General features: G+C 64.0%; 19 protein-coding genes and 1 tRNA gene. 6 read left to right on the top strand and 14 right to left on the bottom strand.

The annotated features are described in order from the left end of the window. Window positions 1–20 precede the first annotated feature (20 nt). Window positions 21–1,505 carry a carotenoid oxygenase family protein gene (locus ACZ1JW_RS09735; protein ID WP_465140424.1) on the top strand — a complete coding sequence of 495 codons (1,485 nt, stop codon included), beginning with the start codon at window positions 21–23 and terminating at the stop codon, window positions 1,503–1,505. Continuing rightward, window positions 1,502–1,963 (top strand): DUF3237 domain-containing protein, encoded by a 462-nt coding sequence (locus ACZ1JW_RS09730; protein ID WP_465140423.1) that lies wholly within the window; start codon window positions 1,502–1,504, stop codon window positions 1,961–1,963. Before ACZ1JW_RS09735 ends, ACZ1JW_RS09730 begins: the two co-directional genes overlap by 4 nt. 99 nt (window positions 1,964–2,062) lie before the next feature. Here the strand turns inward: ACZ1JW_RS09730 and ACZ1JW_RS09725 are convergent, their stop codons facing one another. The 5 genes from ACZ1JW_RS09725 to ACZ1JW_RS09705 form a co-directional block, all read right to left on the bottom strand. After that, window positions 2,063–3,643 (bottom strand): MFS transporter, encoded by a 1,581-nt coding sequence (locus tag ACZ1JW_RS09725; protein WP_465140422.1) that lies wholly within the window; start codon window positions 3,641–3,643, stop codon window positions 2,063–2,065. A 22-nt stretch (window positions 3,644–3,665) separates the two neighbouring features. Next, complete coding sequence (locus tag ACZ1JW_RS09720; protein WP_465140421.1) at window positions 3,666–4,721, bottom strand: amidohydrolase family protein; 1,056 nt, start codon at window positions 4,719–4,721, stop codon at window positions 3,666–3,668. A 98-nt stretch (window positions 4,722–4,819) separates the two neighbouring features. Then, window positions 4,820–6,250 (bottom strand): NAD-dependent succinate-semialdehyde dehydrogenase, encoded by a 1,431-nt coding sequence (locus ACZ1JW_RS09715; RefSeq protein ID WP_465140420.1) that lies wholly within the window; start codon window positions 6,248–6,250, stop codon window positions 4,820–4,822. Window positions 6,251–6,307: 57 nt separating this feature from the next. Further along, the gene (locus ACZ1JW_RS09710) at window positions 6,308–7,048 is read right to left on the bottom strand and encodes a nuclear transport factor 2 family protein (protein WP_465123768.1); all 741 of its coding nucleotides are present in this window, start codon (window positions 7,046–7,048) and stop codon (window positions 6,308–6,310) included. A 72-nt stretch (window positions 7,049–7,120) separates the two neighbouring features. Further along, the gene (locus ACZ1JW_RS09705) at window positions 7,121–8,524 is read right to left on the bottom strand and encodes an MFS transporter (RefSeq protein ID WP_465140419.1); all 1,404 of its coding nucleotides are present in this window, start codon (window positions 8,522–8,524) and stop codon (window positions 7,121–7,123) included. A gap of 159 nt (window positions 8,525–8,683) precedes the next feature. Here ACZ1JW_RS09705 and ACZ1JW_RS09700 point away from each other — a divergent pair, with 159 nt between their 5' ends. Then, window positions 8,684–9,604, top strand: coding sequence for an SDR family NAD(P)-dependent oxidoreductase (locus ACZ1JW_RS09700; protein ID WP_465140418.1), 921 nt, complete (start codon window positions 8,684–8,686; stop codon window positions 9,602–9,604). Further along, the gene (locus ACZ1JW_RS09695) at window positions 9,601–10,521 is read left to right on the top strand and encodes an SDR family NAD(P)-dependent oxidoreductase (protein WP_465140417.1); all 921 of its coding nucleotides are present in this window, start codon (window positions 9,601–9,603) and stop codon (window positions 10,519–10,521) included. Before ACZ1JW_RS09700 ends, ACZ1JW_RS09695 begins: the two co-directional genes overlap by 4 nt. A 148-nt stretch (window positions 10,522–10,669) precedes the next feature. Here the strand turns inward: ACZ1JW_RS09695 and ACZ1JW_RS09690 are convergent, their stop codons facing one another. Further along, window positions 10,670–11,884, bottom strand: coding sequence for an amino acid aminotransferase (locus tag ACZ1JW_RS09690; RefSeq protein WP_465140416.1), 1,215 nt, complete (start codon window positions 11,882–11,884; stop codon window positions 10,670–10,672). Window positions 11,885–11,969: 85 nt separating this feature from the next. Beyond that, on the bottom strand, window positions 11,970–12,770 hold the full coding sequence (locus ACZ1JW_RS09685; protein ID WP_465140415.1) for a DUF1134 domain-containing protein: 801 nt from the start codon (window positions 12,768–12,770) through the stop codon (window positions 11,970–11,972). A gap of 214 nt (window positions 12,771–12,984) precedes the next feature. On the opposite strand from ACZ1JW_RS09685, the gene ACZ1JW_RS09680 reads away from it, so the two are divergent. Together ACZ1JW_RS09680 and ACZ1JW_RS09675 are read left to right on the top strand one after the other, a co-directional pair. Beyond that, window positions 12,985–13,077 (top strand) — tRNA-Ser (locus tag ACZ1JW_RS09680). A 385-nt stretch (window positions 13,078–13,462) separates the two neighbouring features. Beyond that, window positions 13,463–14,029, top strand: a complete 567-nt coding sequence (locus ACZ1JW_RS09675) for a hypothetical protein (RefSeq protein WP_465140414.1) — start codon at window positions 13,463–13,465, stop codon at window positions 14,027–14,029. Here the strand turns inward: ACZ1JW_RS09675 and ACZ1JW_RS09670 are convergent. The 7 genes from ACZ1JW_RS09670 to ACZ1JW_RS09640 all read right to left on the bottom strand — a co-directional run bounded on the left by ACZ1JW_RS09670 (window position 14,026) and on the right by ACZ1JW_RS09640 (window position 18,019). Continuing rightward, window positions 14,026–14,196, bottom strand: a complete 171-nt coding sequence (locus ACZ1JW_RS09670) for an HGGxSTG domain-containing protein (protein ID WP_465140413.1) — start codon at window positions 14,194–14,196, stop codon at window positions 14,026–14,028. The two genes, ACZ1JW_RS09675 and ACZ1JW_RS09670, sit on opposite strands and share 4 nt — an antisense overlap. Then, window positions 14,120–15,001 carry a hypothetical protein gene (locus ACZ1JW_RS09665; protein WP_465140412.1) on the bottom strand — a complete coding sequence of 294 codons (882 nt, stop codon included), beginning with the start codon at window positions 14,999–15,001 and terminating at the stop codon, window positions 14,120–14,122. The genes ACZ1JW_RS09670 and ACZ1JW_RS09665 overlap by 77 nt, the downstream gene beginning before the upstream one ends. Before the next feature lie 94 nt (window positions 15,002–15,095). Continuing rightward, complete coding sequence (locus tag ACZ1JW_RS09660) at window positions 15,096–16,391, bottom strand: AAA family ATPase (RefSeq protein ID WP_465140411.1); 1,296 nt, start codon at window positions 16,389–16,391, stop codon at window positions 15,096–15,098. Beyond that, complete coding sequence (locus ACZ1JW_RS09655) at window positions 16,384–17,334, bottom strand: toprim domain-containing protein (protein WP_465140410.1); 951 nt, start codon at window positions 17,332–17,334, stop codon at window positions 16,384–16,386. The genes ACZ1JW_RS09660 and ACZ1JW_RS09655 overlap by 8 nt, the downstream gene beginning before the upstream one ends. Next, window positions 17,331–17,642 (bottom strand): hypothetical protein, encoded by a 312-nt coding sequence (locus tag ACZ1JW_RS09650; RefSeq protein WP_465140409.1) that lies wholly within the window; start codon window positions 17,640–17,642, stop codon window positions 17,331–17,333. The genes ACZ1JW_RS09655 and ACZ1JW_RS09650 overlap by 4 nt, the downstream gene beginning before the upstream one ends. Next, window positions 17,635–17,835 carry a hypothetical protein gene (locus ACZ1JW_RS09645; RefSeq protein ID WP_465140408.1) on the bottom strand — a complete coding sequence of 67 codons (201 nt, stop codon included), beginning with the start codon at window positions 17,833–17,835 and terminating at the stop codon, window positions 17,635–17,637. Before ACZ1JW_RS09645 ends, ACZ1JW_RS09650 begins: the two co-directional genes overlap by 8 nt. After that, window positions 17,828–18,019 carry a hypothetical protein gene (locus ACZ1JW_RS09640; protein ID WP_465140407.1) on the bottom strand — a complete coding sequence of 64 codons (192 nt, stop codon included), beginning with the start codon at window positions 18,017–18,019 and terminating at the stop codon, window positions 17,828–17,830. Before ACZ1JW_RS09640 ends, ACZ1JW_RS09645 begins: the two co-directional genes overlap by 8 nt. Window position 18,020 lies beyond the last annotated feature (1 nt).

Genomic DNA, 18,020 nt, shown 5'->3' with positions numbered 1-18,020 from the left:
AATATCGCGAGGAGGATGCCATGGCTCAATTTCCGAACACCCCCAGCTTCACGGGATTCAACACGCCATCGCGGATTGAGGCGGACATTGCCGACCTCGCGCACGAGGGCACGATTCCGCAAGGATTAAACGGCGCATTCTATCGCGTCCAGCCCGACCCGCAGTTTCCTCCGCGCCTGGCCGATGACATCGCCTTCAATGGCGACGGCATGATCACCCGATTCCACATCCACGACGGCCAGGTGGACTTCCGCCAGCGCTGGGCGAAGACCGACAAGTGGAAGCTGGAAAACGCCGCCGGAAAGGCCCTTTTCGGCGCCTATCGCAATCCGCTGACCGACGATGACGCGGTGAAGGGCGAGATCCGATCCACAGCCAATACCAATGCCTTCATCTTCGGCGGCAAGCTCTGGGCGATGAAGGAAGATTCCCCTGCCCTCGTCATGGACCCGGCGACGATGGAGACTTTCGGGTTCGAGAAGTTCGGCGGCAAGATGACCGGCCAGACCTTCACCGCGCATCCCAAGGTCGACCCTGTGACCGGCAACATGGTCGCCATCGGCTATGCCGCGAGCGGACTGTGCACCGACGACGTGACCTACATGGAAGTGAGCCCGACAGGCGACCTGATCCGCGAGGTTTGGTTCAAAGTGCCCTACTACTGCATGATGCACGATTTCGGCATTACCGAGGATTACCTCGTGCTGCACATCGTGCCTTCGATCGGCAGCTGGGAGCGGCTGGAAAAGGGCATGCCGCACTTCGGCTTCGACACGACCAAGCCGGTTCACCTTGGCATCATCCCGCGCCGCGACGGGGTGCGACAGGAGGACATCCGCTGGTTCACCCGTGACAACTGCTTTGCCAGCCACGTGCTCAACGCCTGGCAGGAGGGCACCAAGGTCCACTTCGTGACCTGCGAGGCGAAGAACAACATGTTCCCGTTCTTCCCCGACGTCCATGGCGCGCCGTTCAACGGCATGGAAGCGATGAGCTACCCGACCGACTGGGTGGTGGACATGGCCAGCAACGGCGAGGACTTTGCCGAGATCGTAAAGCTATCGGACACGATGGGCGAATTCCCGCGTATTGACGACCGCTTTACCGGACAGAAAACACGCTACGGCTGGTTCCTCGAGATGGACGTAAAGCGCCCGGTGGAGCTGCGCGGCGGCAGCGCGGGCGGGCTGCTGATGAACTGCCTGTTCCACAAGGACTTCGAGACGGGCCGCGAGCAGCACTGGTGGTGCGGGCCGGTGTCGAGCCTTCAGGAGCCGTGCTTCGTGCCGCGCTCCAAGGATGCCCCCGAAGGCGATGGCTGGATCGTGCAGGTGTGCAACCGGCTTGAAGATCACCGCAGCGACCTGCTGATCTTCGACGCGCTCGACATCGAGAAAGGCCCGGTGGCGACCGTCAACATCCCCATCCGCCTGCGCTTCGGCCTGCACGGCAACTGGGCCAACGCGGATGAGATCGGGCTGCTGGAAAAGGACCTGGCGGCATGATCCAGCCTGGGCTCGAGTTCGTCTATGAGGCCACGGGCGAACTTGAGCCGCCGGTGGCGATTGGCGAGACTTTTGACGGGACGCGGCGGATCATTCCGATTGTCGGCGGCGGGCGTGTCGAGGGGCCGTTGATCAAGGGCAAGCTGATCGGCAATGCGGCGGACTGGCAGGTGATGCGGCCCGACGGGGTGACCGTGGCCGATGCGATCTATGCGCTGGAGACCGATGACGGGGTGGTGATCCAGATCCGCAACCGCGGGCTGCGGCACGGGCCTCCCGAGGTCATGCAGCGGCTGGCTTCGGGGCAGGAGGTCGATCCTGCGGAATACTACTTCCGCACGGTGCCCGAATTCATCGCGCCCAAGGGGAAGTATGACTGGATGAACCGGTCGATCTTCGTTTGCTCGGGCGCGCGCTATCCGCTGGGGATCAAGCTGTGGGTCTGGCGGGTGACTTGAGCGAACCTTGCACCCCCGCGAAAGCGGGGGTCTCCATCGGTTTGCGCTCACGTTCCGCAACAACAACGAGGCCCCCGCCTTCGCGGGGGCGCAGATATGCTAGGCAGCCCGCTCCAGCAATGCCGCCTCGTCCCGCTCGGCGCGCTTGGCGATGATCAGCATCAGGACCACGATCGGGATCGCCACGGTGTTGATCGAGAGCATCGCCGTGCGCAGGGAGCCGGTGGCGTCTGACAGGAGGCCCACCACGTAAGGGCCGATGCCCATGCCAAGGATGGTCATGACCAGCAGATAGAGGCTGGAGGTGAGGCCTCGCATGCGCGGCAGGACCTGATCGTACATGATCGCATAGAGCGGGGGCAGCCAGCCGGTGAGGATGAAGCTGTAGATCAGGAAGCGGGCGTAGAAGCTGCCGGGATCGGCGGCGTAGTAGACCCAGAACGACATGATCGGCGAGATGCCCATGGCAAAGAGCGCCACCCATGCGCGCCCTGCTCCGGGGAAGCGCTGTTGCAGCCAGTCGGACAGCGGGCCCCAGACGAGCGGTCCGACGATGCCCATGCCGGCCGACAGCAGGCCGAACTGCAGCGCGGTCTCCTGCATCGTCAACCCGTAGCTGCGGATCAGGAAGCTGGGGTTGAAGGCCATCATGCCGTAGTTCAGCACCGACTGCAGCGTGCCGACCGCCATGCACATCATCACTGTGGGCGAGCGCGAGATGACGCGGAAGGCCTGCGCGTCGCCGAGCTTCATCCCTTGCATCAGGTTGACGATGACGAAGACGCCGAGGCCGATCACGCTCCATTGCAGGGCGTGAGGATTGATCGACAGGCCCCCGAGTACCATCGCAGGCTTGGGGCTGATCGCGTTGCTGAGCTGCGTGAGCGCGTAAGCGGCAGTCGCGATGAGCGCGAGCGCGAGCAGGTTGCCGCGCACCATGGCGGGGCTGGCGCCCCTGCCCTTCATGCCGATCCAGTGGAAACCGGGGGTGACCGAGCCGAGCAGGGCTAGGCTCTTGCGGAAGGGGTTGGCTTCGGGCGCGGTTTCGATGCCGTCCATCTGGCCGCGCGTGGGCTCCTTCAGAAACCACAGGAACGCGGCGAGGACGAAGCCGGGGGTGGCGGCGACGAGGAAGGCGAACTGCCAGCCCTTGAGGCCTCCTGCGGCGTGGTGGGCATCCCACCAGCCTGCAGCGACGCCGCCCAGCACCAGCGATCCGCCAAGGCCCAGCGCGATGGCCGAGGCCATGACCGACATGACAAAGCCACGCCGGTGCTTGGGCCAGAAATCATAGAGCAGCGAGGTGCCTGCAGGCGACGTTGCCGCCTCGCCGATGCCGACGCCGAGGCGCGACAGGGCGAGCATGGAGAAGCTGCTGGCAAAGCCTGCAAGGCCTGTAGCAGCAGACCAGAACAGCAGGCTGATCGCCAGCAGGCGGGTGCGGATCCAGCCATCCGCGAGGCGCCCCACGGGAAGCGAGAACAGCGCGTAGAACAGCGCGAAGACGGTGCCGTAAAGCAGGCCCATCTCGGCATCGCCAATGGCCAGATCCTTCTTGATCGCCGGGGCGAGGATCGCGAGGATCTGGCGATCGAGCAGGCTCATCGCATTGGTCAGCGCGACGAGGATCAGCGCGTACCATGCGCCGGGTGCCAGGCTACGGCGCGGTTCTGTGGTCATTGGCTCTCCCTCCGGGCGCGGGTCAAAGCTTGAACCACTTCTCCGCATTCGTCTGGAAGAACTTCTTCTTGGTTTCCGCGCTCATGTCCATGGCGTCCATCGCTCGGACTTCGTCGGCGACGTACTGGTAGGGGTAGTCCATCGCGTACATCACGCGGTCCTCGCCCATGACCTGCTGGCAGAACTTGATCGCCGGTTCCCACGCCACGCCCGAATTGGTGACCAGGACGTTGGACTGGAGGTAGCCCGCGATGGTCTTCTTGAGCGGCTTCATGCGCTCGTAGCGCTGCGAGCGGACGCCGGCCTGGTGCATGTAATCGAGGCGGTAGAGCCAGTAGGGCAGCGCTTCGCCCATGTGGCCGACCATGATCTGCAAGCTGGGGTACTTGTCGAAGATGCCGATGGTGATGAGGCGCAGCAGGTGCATGCCCGTCTCGACGCCGAAGCCGAAGATCGCGCCATCGAGCCCGGCATCGAGCATCGGGCCGATCATCGAATCCGGCGAAGTGGCGGGGTGGATGTAGAGCGGCTGGTCAACCTCGACGAGGGCGCGGAAGATCGGGTCGAAGAATTCCTCGTCGAGATAGCGGCCTTGCGTGTGGCTGTTGATCTGGATGCCCTTGAAGCCCAGTTCCCTGGCGCCGCGATGGATTTCACGGGCCGACCATTCGGGGTCCTGCGGGGCCACGGTGCCCATGCCAATGTAGCGATCCGGATGCTTTTCGCAGGCGGCGGCGAGTGTGTCGTTGGCGCGGGTGGCGAGGGTTTTCGCTTCCTCGACGTCGAGCAGTGGTTGCACCCCGGGCGAGGTCAGCGCGAGGATTGCCTTGTCAATGCCGGTCGAATCCATGTCGGCGATGCGGCGATCGCCAAGGTCAAGCAGACGATCCATGATAAGTGTCGCGCGTTCCGAAGGCGATTGCGCATAGAAGCCCCAGAGCGAAACCATGCCCTTGTCGGCGGTGCCATCGCGGATCATGCGCAAGTAGACGTCGATGATCTCGCGTGTGGCGAAGGCTTCCTCGGTGGCGATGCGCAGGTAGCCTTGGCTCCCGCCAGTTTTCAGTTCTTGCGTCATTTTCTCTCCGATCCTCGCCACATACCTAGCGCTTGCGGAAGGTGCCCCTCCCCCATGCTTCGCATGGTCCCCCTCCCCGTGCCGGGGAGGAATGAAATTCAGCCCTCGTGCACGGCCTTGGTGACCATGCAGGCGAGGACGCCTTCGGGGCCGTCTTCGGCGCCGTGGCCGGACCACTTGACGCCGCCGAAGGGGGAATCCGCGCCGCCGATCATGGTGGAGTTGAGGCCGAGCATGCCGGTCTCGATATCGTGGGCGAGACGCTTCTGGCGGGCGGCGCTGTCGGTCCAGGCGTAGGCGGCGAGGCCATAAGGCAGACGGTTGGCTTCGGCGATCATCGCGTCTTCGCCGCTGAACGGGTTGATCAGGGCGACGGGGCCGAAGGGCTCCTCGTTCATGATCGTGGCATCGAGCGGGACTTCGGACAGGACGGTGGGGGCGTAGAAGTACCCGGCGTTGCCGATACGCTCACCGCCGGTGTGGAGGCGTGCGCCGCGCGTGACGGCATCGCCGATCAGGCGGTCCATTGCCTCGGGACGGCGGGGGTTGGCCATCGGACCCATCTGCGAGCCGTCTTCCAGACCGTTGCCGACCTTGATCCGGCCCACGCGCTCGGCAAAGCCATCGCGGAAGCGTTCGAAGACGTTTTCCTCGACGATGAAGCGGGTGGGCGAGACGCAGACCTGGCCTGCATTGCGGTACTTCGACGCGGCCATCGTATCGAGGGCCTTGTCGATATCGGCATCGCCGAAGATCAATACCGGGCCGTGGCCGCCCAGTTCCATCGTGGTGCGCAGCATGTTGTCGGCGGCAAGGCGCATGAGGTGCTTGCCGACGACGGTCGAGCCGGTGAACGACAGCTTGCGGATGACGGGCGAGCCAAGCAGGTGGCGGCTAACTTCATCGGGCACGCCGAACACGGCTTGCGCGACTTCCTTTGGCAGCCCGGCATCGAGCAGGCACTGGAGCACGCCAAGCGCCGAGGCGGGCGTTTCCTCCGCTGCCTTGAGGATGACCGAGCATCCGGCGGCGATGGGCGCGCCAAGCTTGCGTCCCGGATTGCCGAGCGGGAAGTTCCATGGCGCAAAGGCGGCGACGGGGCCGACCGGTTCGTGCGTGATGGTGCTGCGTTGTCCGGCGGGGCGGACGAGCGTGCGGCCATAGATGCGGAAGACTTCGCCCGCGTAGAAGTTGAACAGGCCGACGTTCATCATGACTTCGATCCGCGCCTCGGGAAGGGTCTTGCCCTCTTCCATCGTGGCGATGCGGGCGAGATCCTCCTGCCGCTCCATCATCAGGCGCGCTGCGCCTTGCAGCACGGCGGCGCGCTGCTGGGGCGTGCTGGTCCGCCAGATGCGGAAGCCCTTCGCCGCGACTTCGAGCGCGCGGTCGAGATCGGCGGCTTCGGCCAGCGGCAGTTCGCCAATGGTCTCGCCCGTGGCGGGATTGACGACGGCGTGGGTGCGCCGGCCTGCGCCGCTCACGCGCTCGCCGTCGATGATCATGTGAAGCGTGGGATAGGTGGTCATTTTCATTCCAGTGCTGCCGACGGGAGCCGGGAGGAAGTGGCTCCCGCCAGCATTCGTTTAGCCGCGCGCGTTCTCGCGGTCGATGTCGCCCTGCCAGCGCTGGGCGACCATTTCCTCGCCCGTCACCGGGTGCTTCATGTGGAAGGCGTTGAGCTTGTGCGTGGGCCACAGCCAGTGGTCCTTGATCAGCTCGTCCGGGCCGGTCGGATCTTCGGGATAGGTGACCTTGGGGAACGGCACGTATTCGTGCGGGGTGTGGGCCCAGCCGTGTTCGAAATCGGCGTGCCAGATCGGCATGTAGTTGAGGATATGCATCCGCCACACGCCGTCCACCTTCTTGTAGGTGTTCTCGTAGATGCCGCCTTCCCACCACTGGCGCGCCTTGAGGTGCGGGGCATCGCCTTCGTAGTCCTTGTGGCGCCCTGCCTGCATCATCGAGCGCGCGCGACCAAAGGCGATTTCGCCGCCGGGCTGGACGTTGATGATGTCCTGCAGCTGCGGGTGATCGAGCAGGAAGCCGTCGATCGGGCCGTTGTTGCCGTATGTGAAGCGCTTCTGGAAGCGTTCGACGTAGAGGCGGCGCACGCCTTCCTTGCCCTTCCAGACGCCGCCGAAGAAGCGCACTTCGCCGTCGTCGGTGAACAGGTCCACCGTCTCGTTATACATGCACTTGTCGATCAGGTAGCCGTAGAGGTGCTGCAGCTTGCGGATATCAAGCTCGTCCTCGCGGACGGTGAGGCGCTTTTCGAGATCGGCAAGGCGGCTTTCGAGCGCGGCAATCTGGCTGCTATCGGACACGTTCAACTCCCATGTATTTTGCCAATTTATTTGTAAGTCTTACTAACAATCTGGCCAAGTCGAACGACGCTGTCAACGCCCCTCGGCTTCAAGCCGTTCAACTTCCTCGCGATAGGGCTTGATCGCCCGGAACATGAGGAAGGTGGCGAGCGGCATGAGCACGCTGGCGGTGATCAGCATCGCTTTCCAAAGCTGCGTGGGATCACCGATCAGCACATCCTGCACCTTGCCGACGACGTAGCTGCCCATCGCGCCGAAGAAGGTGAACATGAACAGGTAGAAGGCGGTGACCTGCCCGCGCATGTCGTTGGGCGCGACGCGCTGTACGGCGGCGTTCTGCGGCACGGCCCCTGCTATGCCGAACATGCCCGAGAAGCCGAACATGATCAGCGAGCCCCATGCAGTGGGCATCAGGATGGCAGTGATCGTACAGACGGTGACACCGGCGGCGCAGCATGTTGCGGCGCGGACGTTGGCGTCCTTGTAGCGCTTGGCCAGCCATTCGACGAAGATACCGCCGAGCAAGAGGCCCGAAAGCGAGGCGACGAGGATCGTGCCGCCAAGCGCTGCGCCGATCTGCCCCTCGTTCCAGCCGAAGGTGCGGACCATGAACGGCACGCGCCAGAACTGCAGGCCGAAGGTCTCGATGGCGCTGAGCGCGAGGGCTCCGAACAGCGGGTAATAGACGCGCGGCTTGGCGTTGATCGCGCGGAAGGCATCGAGGCCCATGAAGGTCAGCACCTTGCGGCCGAACGATGCGTCCTTGGGCACTTGCGGGCCATCAGCAGCAGGCGCGAGGCGCGGCGGCTCCTTCACGGTGAGGAACAGCAGGCCGACCAGCAGCGAGGGGATGCCCATGAACACGAGAATCCACTGCCAGCCGAGGATCGTCAGCGGCCCAAGGTGCGTCGGCCCCCAGGACGCGGTCATCATCACCAGCATGCCGCCGATCAGCGGGCCAAGGGTGGTGCCGCCGATGAAGCCGAACTGCAGCAGGGCGAAAGCGCGGGTCAGCTTTTTCGGCGGAAAGGCGTCTGCCAGCAGCGAATAGGACGCGGGTGCGTGGGCGGAGCCACCAGCCGCAAGAAACACGCGGCTGCCGACGAACTGGCCGAAGCTCTGGGCAAGGCCTCCCGCCGAGATGATCACGCCGACCAGCGCCGCCCCTGCCCCCAGCACGTACTTGCGCGGATAGATGTCCGCTAGGCGCGCCAGGGGAATGCCGACGAAGAAGTAGCAGATGATGCTGGCGGGCCCGGCGAGGAAGCCGAGCTGCGAATCGGTGAGGCCGAAATCGTGCTTGATCCGCTCGGCCAGCATGCCGAAGGTCACGGCATCGAAGAAGGTGAGGAAGGTGGCGAGGATGATAACGGTCAGCGCCCAATAGGCGGCGCCCGCCGGGTGGGATTCGCGCTCGTGCACGGCGTTCCGATCGGGATTTGCGGCCAGTTCCGCTGGCGCGACGACACCTGCCATGACTTCTCCTCTCCTGCCGCGCCCTGCCCTTTGACGGACCTTTTCGAAGCGGCGATATTGTTAGTCTTGCATACAATTCTCTGCTGGTGAATACAAAAGGCGAAAAATGATTCCCGCTCCCGTTCAAGGGATGACGGACAGGCAAGAATGGAGAGGCAAATGCAGAACCTGCCGGGCAAGACGGCTTTCGTGACGGGCGGCGCCAGCGGCATCGGTCTTGGCATCGCCAAGGCGCTGCTGGGCGCAGGGATGAACGTGACCATCGCCGACATCCGGCAGGATCACCTCGATTCCGCGGTCGAGGAGCTGGCGGGCGGCGACCGCGTGCTGGCGGTCAAACTCGACGTGACCAACCGCGAGCAGTTTGCAGCTGTGGCCGATGCGGTCGAGGCGAAGTTCGGCAAGATTCACATCCTCGTGAACAACGCAGGCGTCGCCGTGGTCGGGCCAATCGAGCTTGCGACCTTTGCCGATTGGGACTGGGTCATGGGCGTGAACGTTGGCGGCACGATCAACGGCATCGTCACCATGCTGCCGCGCATCTTGGCGCACGGCGAAGGCGGGCACATCGTGTGCACCGCATCGATGAGCGCGCTGGTGCCGGTGGGAATGACCACGATCTATTCCTCGGGCAAGGCGGCGGTCACTTCTATGATGGAATGCATGCGCCCAGAACTCGAACCGCGCGGCGTGATCTGCAGCGCCTTTTGCCCCGGCGCAGTGCAATCGAACATTGCCGATGCTGCCAAGACCCGGCCTGCAGACCTTGCCGACACCGGCTATGCCGAGGCCGACAAGCGCCGCGCATCGGGCGGCAACTTCATGCACCTCTACCAGACCAAGGAGCAGGTGGGCGAGCGCGTGCTGGAAGGCATTCTCAATGACGAACTCTACATCCTCACCCACTCCGAATTCCTGACCGGCGTGGAGGAGCGCGGCCTTGCAACCACCGCGGCGGTGCAGACCCACCTGCCCGAGAACCCGGAGTACAAGGAAACCTTCGCCATGCTGTTCCGCAACCCGGCGATCACCGCAGAGATCGCGCGGCAGAACAAGCTGAAAGAGGCGCGCGGCGCATGAAGAACTTTGCAGGACGCACCGCCTTCGTGACCGGAGGCGCGAACGGCGTGGGCATCGGGCTGGTCCGCCAGCTGCTGAACGAGGGATGCAAGGTTGCCATTGCCGACATCCGGCAGGATTCGATCGACAAGGCGCTGGCATCGCTCGACAATCGTGAAGTGATGGGCGTGCAGCTCGACGTGGCCAGCCGCGATGGTTTCAAGGCGGCGGCGGACGAGGTGGAAGCCCAGTTTGGCCCGGTTTCGATCCTGTGCAACAATGCGGGCGTGAACCTGTTCCAGCCGATCGAGGAAAGCTCCTATGACGACTGGGACTGGCTGATGGGCGTCAACCTCCACGGTGTGATCAACGGGGTGATGACGTTCGTTCCGCGCATGGTCGAGCGCGTGAAGGCGGGCGAGCAGAAGGGCGGGCACGTGGTCAACACCGCGTCGATGGCGGCCTTCCTCGCCGCGGGCAGTCCCGGCATCTACAACACCACCAAGTTCGCGGTGCGCGGGCTTTCGGAATCGCTGCACTATTCGCTGCTGAAGTACGAGATCGGCGTCTCGGTGCTCTGCCCCGGCCTGGTGAAGAGCTACATCTATGCCAGCGACGACGTGCGGCCCGATGCCTTGAAGGGGGCGATGAAGCCGGTCGATCCGAGCGCGGTGGAGCGGCTGCAGGGGCTGCACGAATTCGGCATGGAGCCCGACGTGATCGGCGCCCGGGTGATCGAGGCGATGAAGGCCAACCGCCTGCACATCTTCTCGCACCCCGACCACAAGCAGGAAATGCGCGAGATCTTCGACGAGATCATCGCCGAGTATCAGGACTACCCGAAGGACCCCGGGTTCGACCGCCGCGTGGCGTTCGAGAAGTTCCGGGCGGACAGCTTTGCCGAGGCGCGACGGCAGTCAAGGGCTGCGGATTTTTGAGGGGCTGCGTTTGTGCCCACCCCTGCCCCCTCCCGCTTGCGGGAGGGGAATGAGAGCGCTGTCTTTGCCCTCCCGCAAGCGGGAGGACCGCGAGACTTAGCGAGCCGAAGGCGAGCTTAGTCGCAGCGGGGTGGGCAGCCCGCGCCGCTCAAGCGACGTCGCGCAGGGCCTCGACGAACTTGTCGATGTTGCCGGTGGTCAGACCCGCAATGTTGATGCGGCCGGAGCCTGCCATGTAGACGCCATGCTTTTCGCGGATGGCGAGGATCTGCTCGCCGTTCAGCGGCAGCATCGAGAACAGGCCGTTCTGCACGCCCAGCGGGGCCATGTTGATCGGGCCGACTTGCTGCGCGGCGGCGAGGCGATCACGGACCCAGCGCATGCGGTCGCGCATCTCGTCGAGCTCGGCCAGCCACAATGCGGTGAGGCTTTCGTCGGCGAGGATCAGGCGGACCGCAGCCGCGCCATGGTCAGGCGGCATCGACCACGATGCGCGGGCGATGGTTGCGCCGTTGGCCATGGCGTTGGCGAGCGCGGTGGCATCCGAAGTCACCGCATAGAACGCGCCGACGCGGTCACGATAGAGGCCGAAGTTCTTGTCGCACGAATAGGCCACCAGCGCTTCGGGCGCGAGGCTGAGCACCTTGCGCAGGCCATAGGCATCGGCTTCCATGCCAGCGCCAAGGCCTTGATAGGCAAGGTCGAGGATCGGCAGGACCTGGCGCTCGACCAGCAGCGGGGCGATTTCGTCCCACTGGGCTTCGGTGTAATCGACGCCGGTCGGGTTGTGGCAGCAGCCGTGGAGCAGCACGGCATCGCCGGCCTCGGCCCCTGCCAGCGCGGTCTTCAGCGCTTCGAGATCGGCAAAGCCATCGGCGGTCATGTGGCTGAAGGTCTTCAGTTCCATGCCGGCAGCCGCGATGATCTGCGCGTGGTTGGGCCACGAAGGCGTGCCCATCCACACGCGCTTGACGCCCGAGCGCTTGGCAACCTCTATGGCGAGGCGCACCGCGCCGGTGCCGCCGGGGGCCTGCATGCCTTCCACCTTCGAACGGTCGAAGTCCTTGCCGAAGACGTAGGGGATCAACGCGTGGACGAAGCCCATGTCGCCTTCGGGGCCGAGGTAGGCCTTGGAATCCTGCGTTTCGAGAAGCTTCGCCTCGGCGGCCTTGATCGCCTTGAACACCGGCGTGTCGCCTTCCGAGGTGCGATAGACGCCGACGCCGAGGTCGATCTTGTCGGCACGCGGATCGGCGTTGTGGAGCTTGATCAGCGCCAGCAAGGCATCAGCGGGCTGCGCGGCAAGATTTTCGAGCATGGTTCTCAGGCCTTCCATCCGGGGAGCGAATTGCGGCGGCTCCATGCCGCCGGAAGGCCGCGGGGGCAACCCCCGCATTTCAATTACAAGGTATGCGGGGGGCAATTTGCACGGTTGTTGCGCAAAACCCTCAGAGCGGGAACCAGTTCTGCTTGCGCGAGAACTTCATGTAGCCCCCGTTGATGCCAAGCCGCAGGCCCGCACCCGAGCGGACGGGAATCAGCACCGTATCGCCCTTGCGCAAGTAGCTCACGTGGAATCCGCCGACGAGGTAGGCCTGCCCCTCGCCCGCCGGGAAACGCTTGTAGAGCTCCTCGCTGTCGAACAGGTTGTAGACGAGCACGAAGGTGCTGGCGGCATTGGCGCCTGCGTCGAAGCCGATCGACGGGCCGGTCCAGTAGACCGGGCGCTCGCCTTCGACCTTGTGATGCAGCGTGCCCGAACCATAACGCAGGCCGACGACCAGCGCACCGCCCGCCTCGCGACCGACGATGTAGGCATTGGGTTCGCCCTGCTTCTTGAGCAGATCCCTGATCAGGTCGGCAAGCCCGGCGGCACCCTTGCCGAACACGCCTTCGGCAGCGCCGATCAGGTCGTCGTCCTTGTAGGTCGTGCCTGCGGCGGCCTTGGTGGCAGGCGGCGTTGCGGCGGGGGCTGGAGCCGTCGTGGCCGAAGGCGGCGGTGCGTCTGCGGGGAGCGCGGGGAGGCTACCCGCCTCGGCTCCAGCCGGGCTGGCAGCGGGGGACTGCGAGGGCGTCTGCGCGGGCTGCGCGGGCATTGCGCCGGGGGTGAGATCACCATCGATCACGGCGTTCGGGTCGACGGTCTGGACTTGCGCCGAAACGCCTGTCGCGGCCACGGACAGACAGGCCGTCATGCCGATGGCAAAGCGGCGACCGAGCACGCGTGCGTGATAAACCAGTGTCGTCATAGTCCTGTCCGTCCGATCCCTGCGCAATGCGCGCGCCCCTGCCACGCCACCAGAATCCAAGGCTGGCCTGCGGACAATGAACCGGCGATGAGCCGAGTCGGAAACGCGCCAAAGCGTCGCGAGGAACAGATTTCCACCCATGCGCATTTTTGCCGCGCAAGCCCTTGCCGCCCCCCACAACCCTCGTTATAGCGCCCCCTCGCCGCTGCGATCCGGAGACGTGGGTGAGTGGCTGAAACCAACGGTTTGCTAAACCGTCGTACTGGTAAATCCGGTACCGAGGGTTCGAATCCCTCCGTCTCCGCCACTGCGCCTTGATTTTCCTTGATAAAATTCAAGCAAGGCTGGTGGTTCCCATAACCGCTCCCCGATAGCGCGCTTGCTTGAAGCCGAACGCCACGGGACAATTACGCTCGAAAGGCGTTGGCCACACCTCCTAGCCGCAGTTAATGCCATGACGGTCACTCAAGAGGGGTTCGCATTCGGGCGGCGACGCCAAATGCTGGGAACAGGGCACACACCCTACGCGACAAATCGCGGCTGGAAATGTCTGAATTATGCGGGTTTCGAGCGGTGGCAGCTTCTTAGTCGAAAATGACTAACGACTTGGATTCGACCAAGAGGGCCGTTTTCTGAGGGTTTGCGGCAAATCACTTGCGGGGCAATTTCAGGAATTGTGCTTTCCCACATAAATGCGCGAAGATGGCCGCCGACCGCAGGTTTCGGGGGATAGTGGCGTGAGTAGTTGGCAGTTCGTCGCGTTGGCGGCAATGATCGCGGTCTATGGTGGAATGGTCCTAGACCGGCTTCCAAAGCCCAAAAGGCATAGGGACTACACCTTCGAGCTTCCCGACGATTACGTCACCTTCCGGATTGAAACGATCCTTGAAGATGAGTTCAAAGTTGCATTCATTGACGATTGGGACGTGGGACGCACCTTTGCTCTGTATGGCTCTGTCATCCCCGCCGACGATCAGAAAACGAGCGCTCCACCGGAGTTCGGAAAGCGGATTGGTGTGAAGATTGGCGCAATGCCCGAATGGTTCCAATCATCGCGGATCGGCGGCATCAGGACGTATGATCGCGGCGGCTGCGAATGCTTCATAGGGTTGCCCTACCAACTAGCACGCCACGCATTGGAGGAGGTTCGCCGTGATCCAGAACAACTCGTCACGTTGGGCTACAAGCGAGTGACCGGGAAAGACGGAAAGACGGCATTCCCGATTTACAGCTTTGAACTTACGAAACCTCTAGATTAGCGCACCAGCCGCGCAATCTCCCTAAGGTATCGAGCCGCGGTCATCGCCCTGGCTGAGCGCCCGCCATGCTTCCGGGCGTTGGTATTGCCCTCAGGCGCACCCGGATTCGTGCCCCCGTGCATACGGCACCGCTTCCGCCCCTTCACGGCTGGGGATTGGCACGCCATTCCCGAACGGGTCCGCGCCAAGCAGCGCGGGGCCGATGCCAGCCGCTCCGGTTGCATGGGATTGATCGTCAATTTTTCCATTTTCCTTCCCCCCGGTGTGGACGTTTTCGGCAATGACGGCTTGCCCGCCGCGATTATCGACGTGGACGTGTCGCACGACCTGTTCCCCGCCGCGACGCATCCGAGCCAGCGTTTCCATTTGCCCCTGAGAGGTGCGCAGCAGCTTTGTGGCGAGGTTGCCAAACATCTGCGCAGTCGGCACCCATTCCGCTGATCCAAGCTGGCTGAGTGCCCGGATTGCCGCGTCATGCGTGACATACATTTGCACCAGCAACAGCGCCTCCGCCTGATCGCGCGGGGCCATGCTTTCGATGAACGACAGCGCAGCGTTGTAGCGGTCGGCATTGTCCGCGCCGACTGAGCCAAGGTATTTCAGCAGTTCATTGGCGCGGGCGTTCACCGGGTCCATCGAAACCGCCGCGAACGTCTTTTGCAGCTTGAGCAAGCCGTGTGCCTCACATTTCCCGGCGATGCCGATGGACATTCCACCTTCCGGCTTGCGCGTGAGCGTGACCTTGACCGGTTGGCGTTGCTTTCGCTGCTCAATGGCAATCTCTGCCAGTTCGGTTTGCTGTTCCTTGCTCATTTCATCCCAGCCGGGGATGCTTTTCGCCAGCGTGTCCTTGGCTTCCTCCGCCGTGCCCGATTCCGGCACTGCAATCTCAATCCTATATTCCTTGGTCGGGTCTTTCGATCCGGTTGCCTTCCGGCTTGCCGGTTTGGTTTTGGTATTCTTCGCCGTCATATCCGCACCTTTGATTTAGGCTCTAAACCTCCACTCACCCGCACCCGCACCACCTGCACTCCCTATAAGGGAAGTGCGGAAGGTGCGGACGGGTTCAGCACGGGTCGCCAGCCGCACTTTCCGCACTTTCCGCACCGCACTTTTCAGGGTGCGGGTAACTCACCTGAGCCGGGTCCACGGGATCACCGACCACGACGAACGGACGTTCATCGCCGTTCTTGTCGGGCAGGTTTTCCACCTTGAGCGCGCCGTTGCGCTTCCACGTCTTGAGGATCGCCTTGATGCGGGCCTTGTCCTTGTCGACAGAAAGCCCGGCGACCTGAGCGACCACATGGCCGACCCAATCCTTGGCCTGTGCACTGTCCCGCCACCGGCCAGCCGCGACGCGCAATTGCACTTGGTAGAGGTGCCACGTGTTCAGCCCGTGGAACACGTCCGGCTTTTCCCAGAGGCAGGCGACGCCGACATAATCGGCAGGCTCGCTGCCGTCGCCGTTATCGAGGCACTGACTTTCCAGCTTGATCCACGTTGCCGCATCCGGGGGAGCGCGATTTGCCTTGCCGGTATCGACGCGCACCAGCGAGCGGCGAAGCGCAGGATCGGTAATGCCCAGTTCCTCGGCCTCGGCCTGGCTCATCGCATTGAGCGGCAGCACGACGCGGGCAGCATCGCGCAAGGCGACCGCGCCGCGCCCGTCCTCCGCCGTTACCTCGCGCCCGCCCAGCTTCTTGGTATGGTGCACCAGCACGACCGCGCAGCCGGTTTCCTGAGCCAGCCGCTTCCACCGCTTGGCGATGGCGTCGATTGCCTCATTGCTACTTTCACGCACGGTATGGCTGGACACGAACGGGTCCACGATCACCACCGAGATTGCCCGGTCCCGCACCGTCGCCGCCACCTGAGCAAACACGCCCTCGGCAATAGCGAAGCCGTCGCGATCCTCGGTTGCCGTGCAGAGCGGCTGGACCAGCCCGCTATCGACACAAAGCCGGTTTCGGCAGTCGTCCGGCACTATACCGTGGAACAGGCAGGCAGCCGACACTTGCCGGTCCAGCTCGTCTTGCGAATCCTCAAGGTTGTAGATCCATGCAGATTGCGGGCCGCGCGGGAGTGGCTTGCCAAGCAACGGTTGCCCGGATGCAAGCGACAGCGCCAGCGCGGTGCCAATCGTGCTCTTGCCAGTCCCACCGGGCGCAATGATCGCCGTCACCTCACCCCTTAGCAGCCAATGGCCAAGCAGCCATTGCCGGGTTGGCAGCGAACGGGGATCAGGCCAGCGGTATGGCGTGGCGCGAATGGCCGTGCCGGTATGCGTGGCACCGGCAATGCGGCTGGCCACGTCATCGGGTTCCATATCGGCAAAGTCCATGGGAGCGGTCGCGCTATGCATGGCCAACACTCCCGGCCTGAGCGATCCGGGCCACGGCCTCGGCAGGCGCAATATCCGCAAAATCGGTTCCTGAGTCCGCTGAGCGCGTTTCTGGCCCAAGGGGCAGCGGAGTGGCCAGAAGCGCCCCAATGGACTCAGCGGCCCTCTGAGCGGCATTCAGCCCGATATTCTCCGATAGGTGACGGTCATCGTCCGCCGCGACGATCAGCGTCCGGCTGGGGAACCGCTTGCGCATGGCGCGGGCAACGGTTTCGAGGTTCCGGGCGGACATAGCGGCGACAACGCCGTGCCCGGTCGCATGGTGGACCGCTGCCATGGTGGCGAAGCCTTCCCCGATGACCAGTGGCCCAGCCGATGGCCTGCCATCCTGCACGAACGCGCCGTGCGACCAGAACATGCCTTCGGTGCGCCCGCCGGACAGGAACAGCTTGCGCCCGTCCGGATAGATGCGCTGGACGTTCCACAGGCGGAAACCGCAATCGACCATCGGGACAAGCAGGACGTCACCATGCTGCCGGATACCGACAGGAGCAAGGCACTTGCGGGCCAGATACCCATGCGCGGGATCGGGCTTGCCAGCGTCGCGCCACAGATCACGAGCAACGCCAGCCGTCGCTTCCTGTTTTGCCTCGGTTGCCGCTTTGCGCCGGGCCTCGCTTTCACTGGCCTGAGCCATGATCGCGCGCCGTTCGGCTGGGGACAGCGAACGGGGATCGCTCCCCGCGCGCCATACCGTCCGCACGCCCAGCCGGTAATGCCGAAACACGCCAGCAGGCACGCCATCGAGGTGCAGCCATGCCCAGCCGTTGCGCCGTCCGGGCTTGTCGCCATCAGCGCGGAAGCGGACGGGATCACCGGAAGCGAGCTTGTCGGCAATCGGCTCCACGGGACGGATGCCAGCCACCCCCATGGCATCGAGAAAATCCGAAACGGGATCGGTCACAGTGCGGCCCTCCCTTTTTCGGTCAGGCGAAGCACCGCCGCGCCCTTTCCCGACGGATTGCGCCGACGCGCGCCAGTCGGCTCCACAAGGCCCATGGCCCGCAGTTCGGAGAAACGCGGTTGCAGGCTTTCGCGGGCGACCTCGGCAAAGGCGACGGCTTCAAGCACCGTCGCCTCGCCCAGCCGATCCAGCGAGCGCATGGCGATGCGGCGAAGGTAGGAAACGCATGGCTTGATAGCCTCGGCAGCGTCTTGGCTAGTGCCGTCCGGGCCTTTTGCGCCGGGAATGTCGGGATAGCGATCAGACATGCACCCCTCCCTCAGCCAGTGCGGGAAGGCCATGCCGGGAAAGCAGGATTCGTAGCCAGTTTGCCTGCTTGTCGCTGAGCGGGGCAGTGCGGAAGGCAAGGCCACCGCAAAACTGCCCTTCCTTTTCGGACAGGGAATCGACGGCCAGCAAGGCGCGTGCGGCATCGGGGAAGCTGGGGAAGGTATCAGCCATGATAGGCATCTCCCCCGAATGCGAGCGCCGCGACCATAACGGCCAGTTCCGGGCGAATGCCGTAGCTGTCGATCAAGTATTGAGCGCGATAGGCAGAAACGGTAAGGGATTCCGTGGAAGCGCCGACCAAAGCATTCCACAGAACCCGGTCGCCCTTGGCGGTCGGGTTTTGCTTTAGGGGCATG

Source organism: Novosphingobium sp. BL-A-28-Hi1-0D, from assembly GCF_055521755.1.
This window is presented reverse-complemented; position numbering and strand designations above follow the sequence as displayed.

Excerpts from the sequence above, each read along its gene's own strand:
- ACZ1JW_RS09735 (WP_465140424.1), top strand. The coding sequence starts at position 21 with ATGGCTCAATTTCCGAACACCCCCAGCTTCACGGGATTCAACACGCCA.
- ACZ1JW_RS09730 (WP_465140423.1), top strand. The coding sequence starts at position 1,502 with ATGATCCAGCCTGGGCTCGAGTTCGTCTATGAGGCCACGGGCGAACTT.
- ACZ1JW_RS09725 (WP_465140422.1), bottom strand. The coding sequence starts at position 3,643 with ATGACCACAGAACCGCGCCGTAGCCTGGCACCCGGCGCATGGTACGCG.
- ACZ1JW_RS09720 (WP_465140421.1), bottom strand. The coding sequence starts at position 4,721 with ATGACGCAAGAACTGAAAACTGGCGGGAGCCAAGGCTACCTGCGCATC.
- ACZ1JW_RS09715 (WP_465140420.1), bottom strand. The coding sequence starts at position 6,250 with ATGACCACCTATCCCACGCTTCACATGATCATCGACGGCGAGCGCGTG.
- ACZ1JW_RS09705 (WP_465140419.1), bottom strand. The coding sequence starts at position 8,524 with ATGGCAGGTGTCGTCGCGCCAGCGGAACTGGCCGCAAATCCCGATCGG.
- ACZ1JW_RS09700 (WP_465140418.1), top strand. The coding sequence starts at position 8,684 with ATGCAGAACCTGCCGGGCAAGACGGCTTTCGTGACGGGCGGCGCCAGC.
- ACZ1JW_RS09695 (WP_465140417.1), top strand. The coding sequence starts at position 9,601 with ATGAAGAACTTTGCAGGACGCACCGCCTTCGTGACCGGAGGCGCGAAC.
- ACZ1JW_RS09690 (WP_465140416.1), bottom strand. The coding sequence starts at position 11,884 with ATGGAGCCGCCGCAATTCGCTCCCCGGATGGAAGGCCTGAGAACCATG.
- ACZ1JW_RS09685 (WP_465140415.1), bottom strand. The coding sequence starts at position 12,770 with ATGACGACACTGGTTTATCACGCACGCGTGCTCGGTCGCCGCTTTGCC.
- ACZ1JW_RS09675 (WP_465140414.1), top strand. The coding sequence starts at position 13,463 with ATGCGCGAAGATGGCCGCCGACCGCAGGTTTCGGGGGATAGTGGCGTG.
- ACZ1JW_RS09670 (WP_465140413.1), bottom strand. The coding sequence starts at position 14,196 with ATGGCGTGCCAATCCCCAGCCGTGAAGGGGCGGAAGCGGTGCCGTATG.
- ACZ1JW_RS09665 (WP_465140412.1), bottom strand. The coding sequence starts at position 15,001 with ATGACGGCGAAGAATACCAAAACCAAACCGGCAAGCCGGAAGGCAACC.
- ACZ1JW_RS09660 (WP_465140411.1), bottom strand. The coding sequence starts at position 16,391 with ATGCATAGCGCGACCGCTCCCATGGACTTTGCCGATATGGAACCCGAT.
- ACZ1JW_RS09650 (WP_465140409.1), bottom strand. The coding sequence starts at position 17,642 with ATGTCTGATCGCTATCCCGACATTCCCGGCGCAAAAGGCCCGGACGGC.
- ACZ1JW_RS09645 (WP_465140408.1), bottom strand. The coding sequence starts at position 17,835 with ATGGCTGATACCTTCCCCAGCTTCCCCGATGCCGCACGCGCCTTGCTG.
- ACZ1JW_RS09640 (WP_465140407.1), bottom strand. The coding sequence starts at position 18,019 with ATGCCCCTAAAGCAAAACCCGACCGCCAAGGGCGACCGGGTTCTGTGG.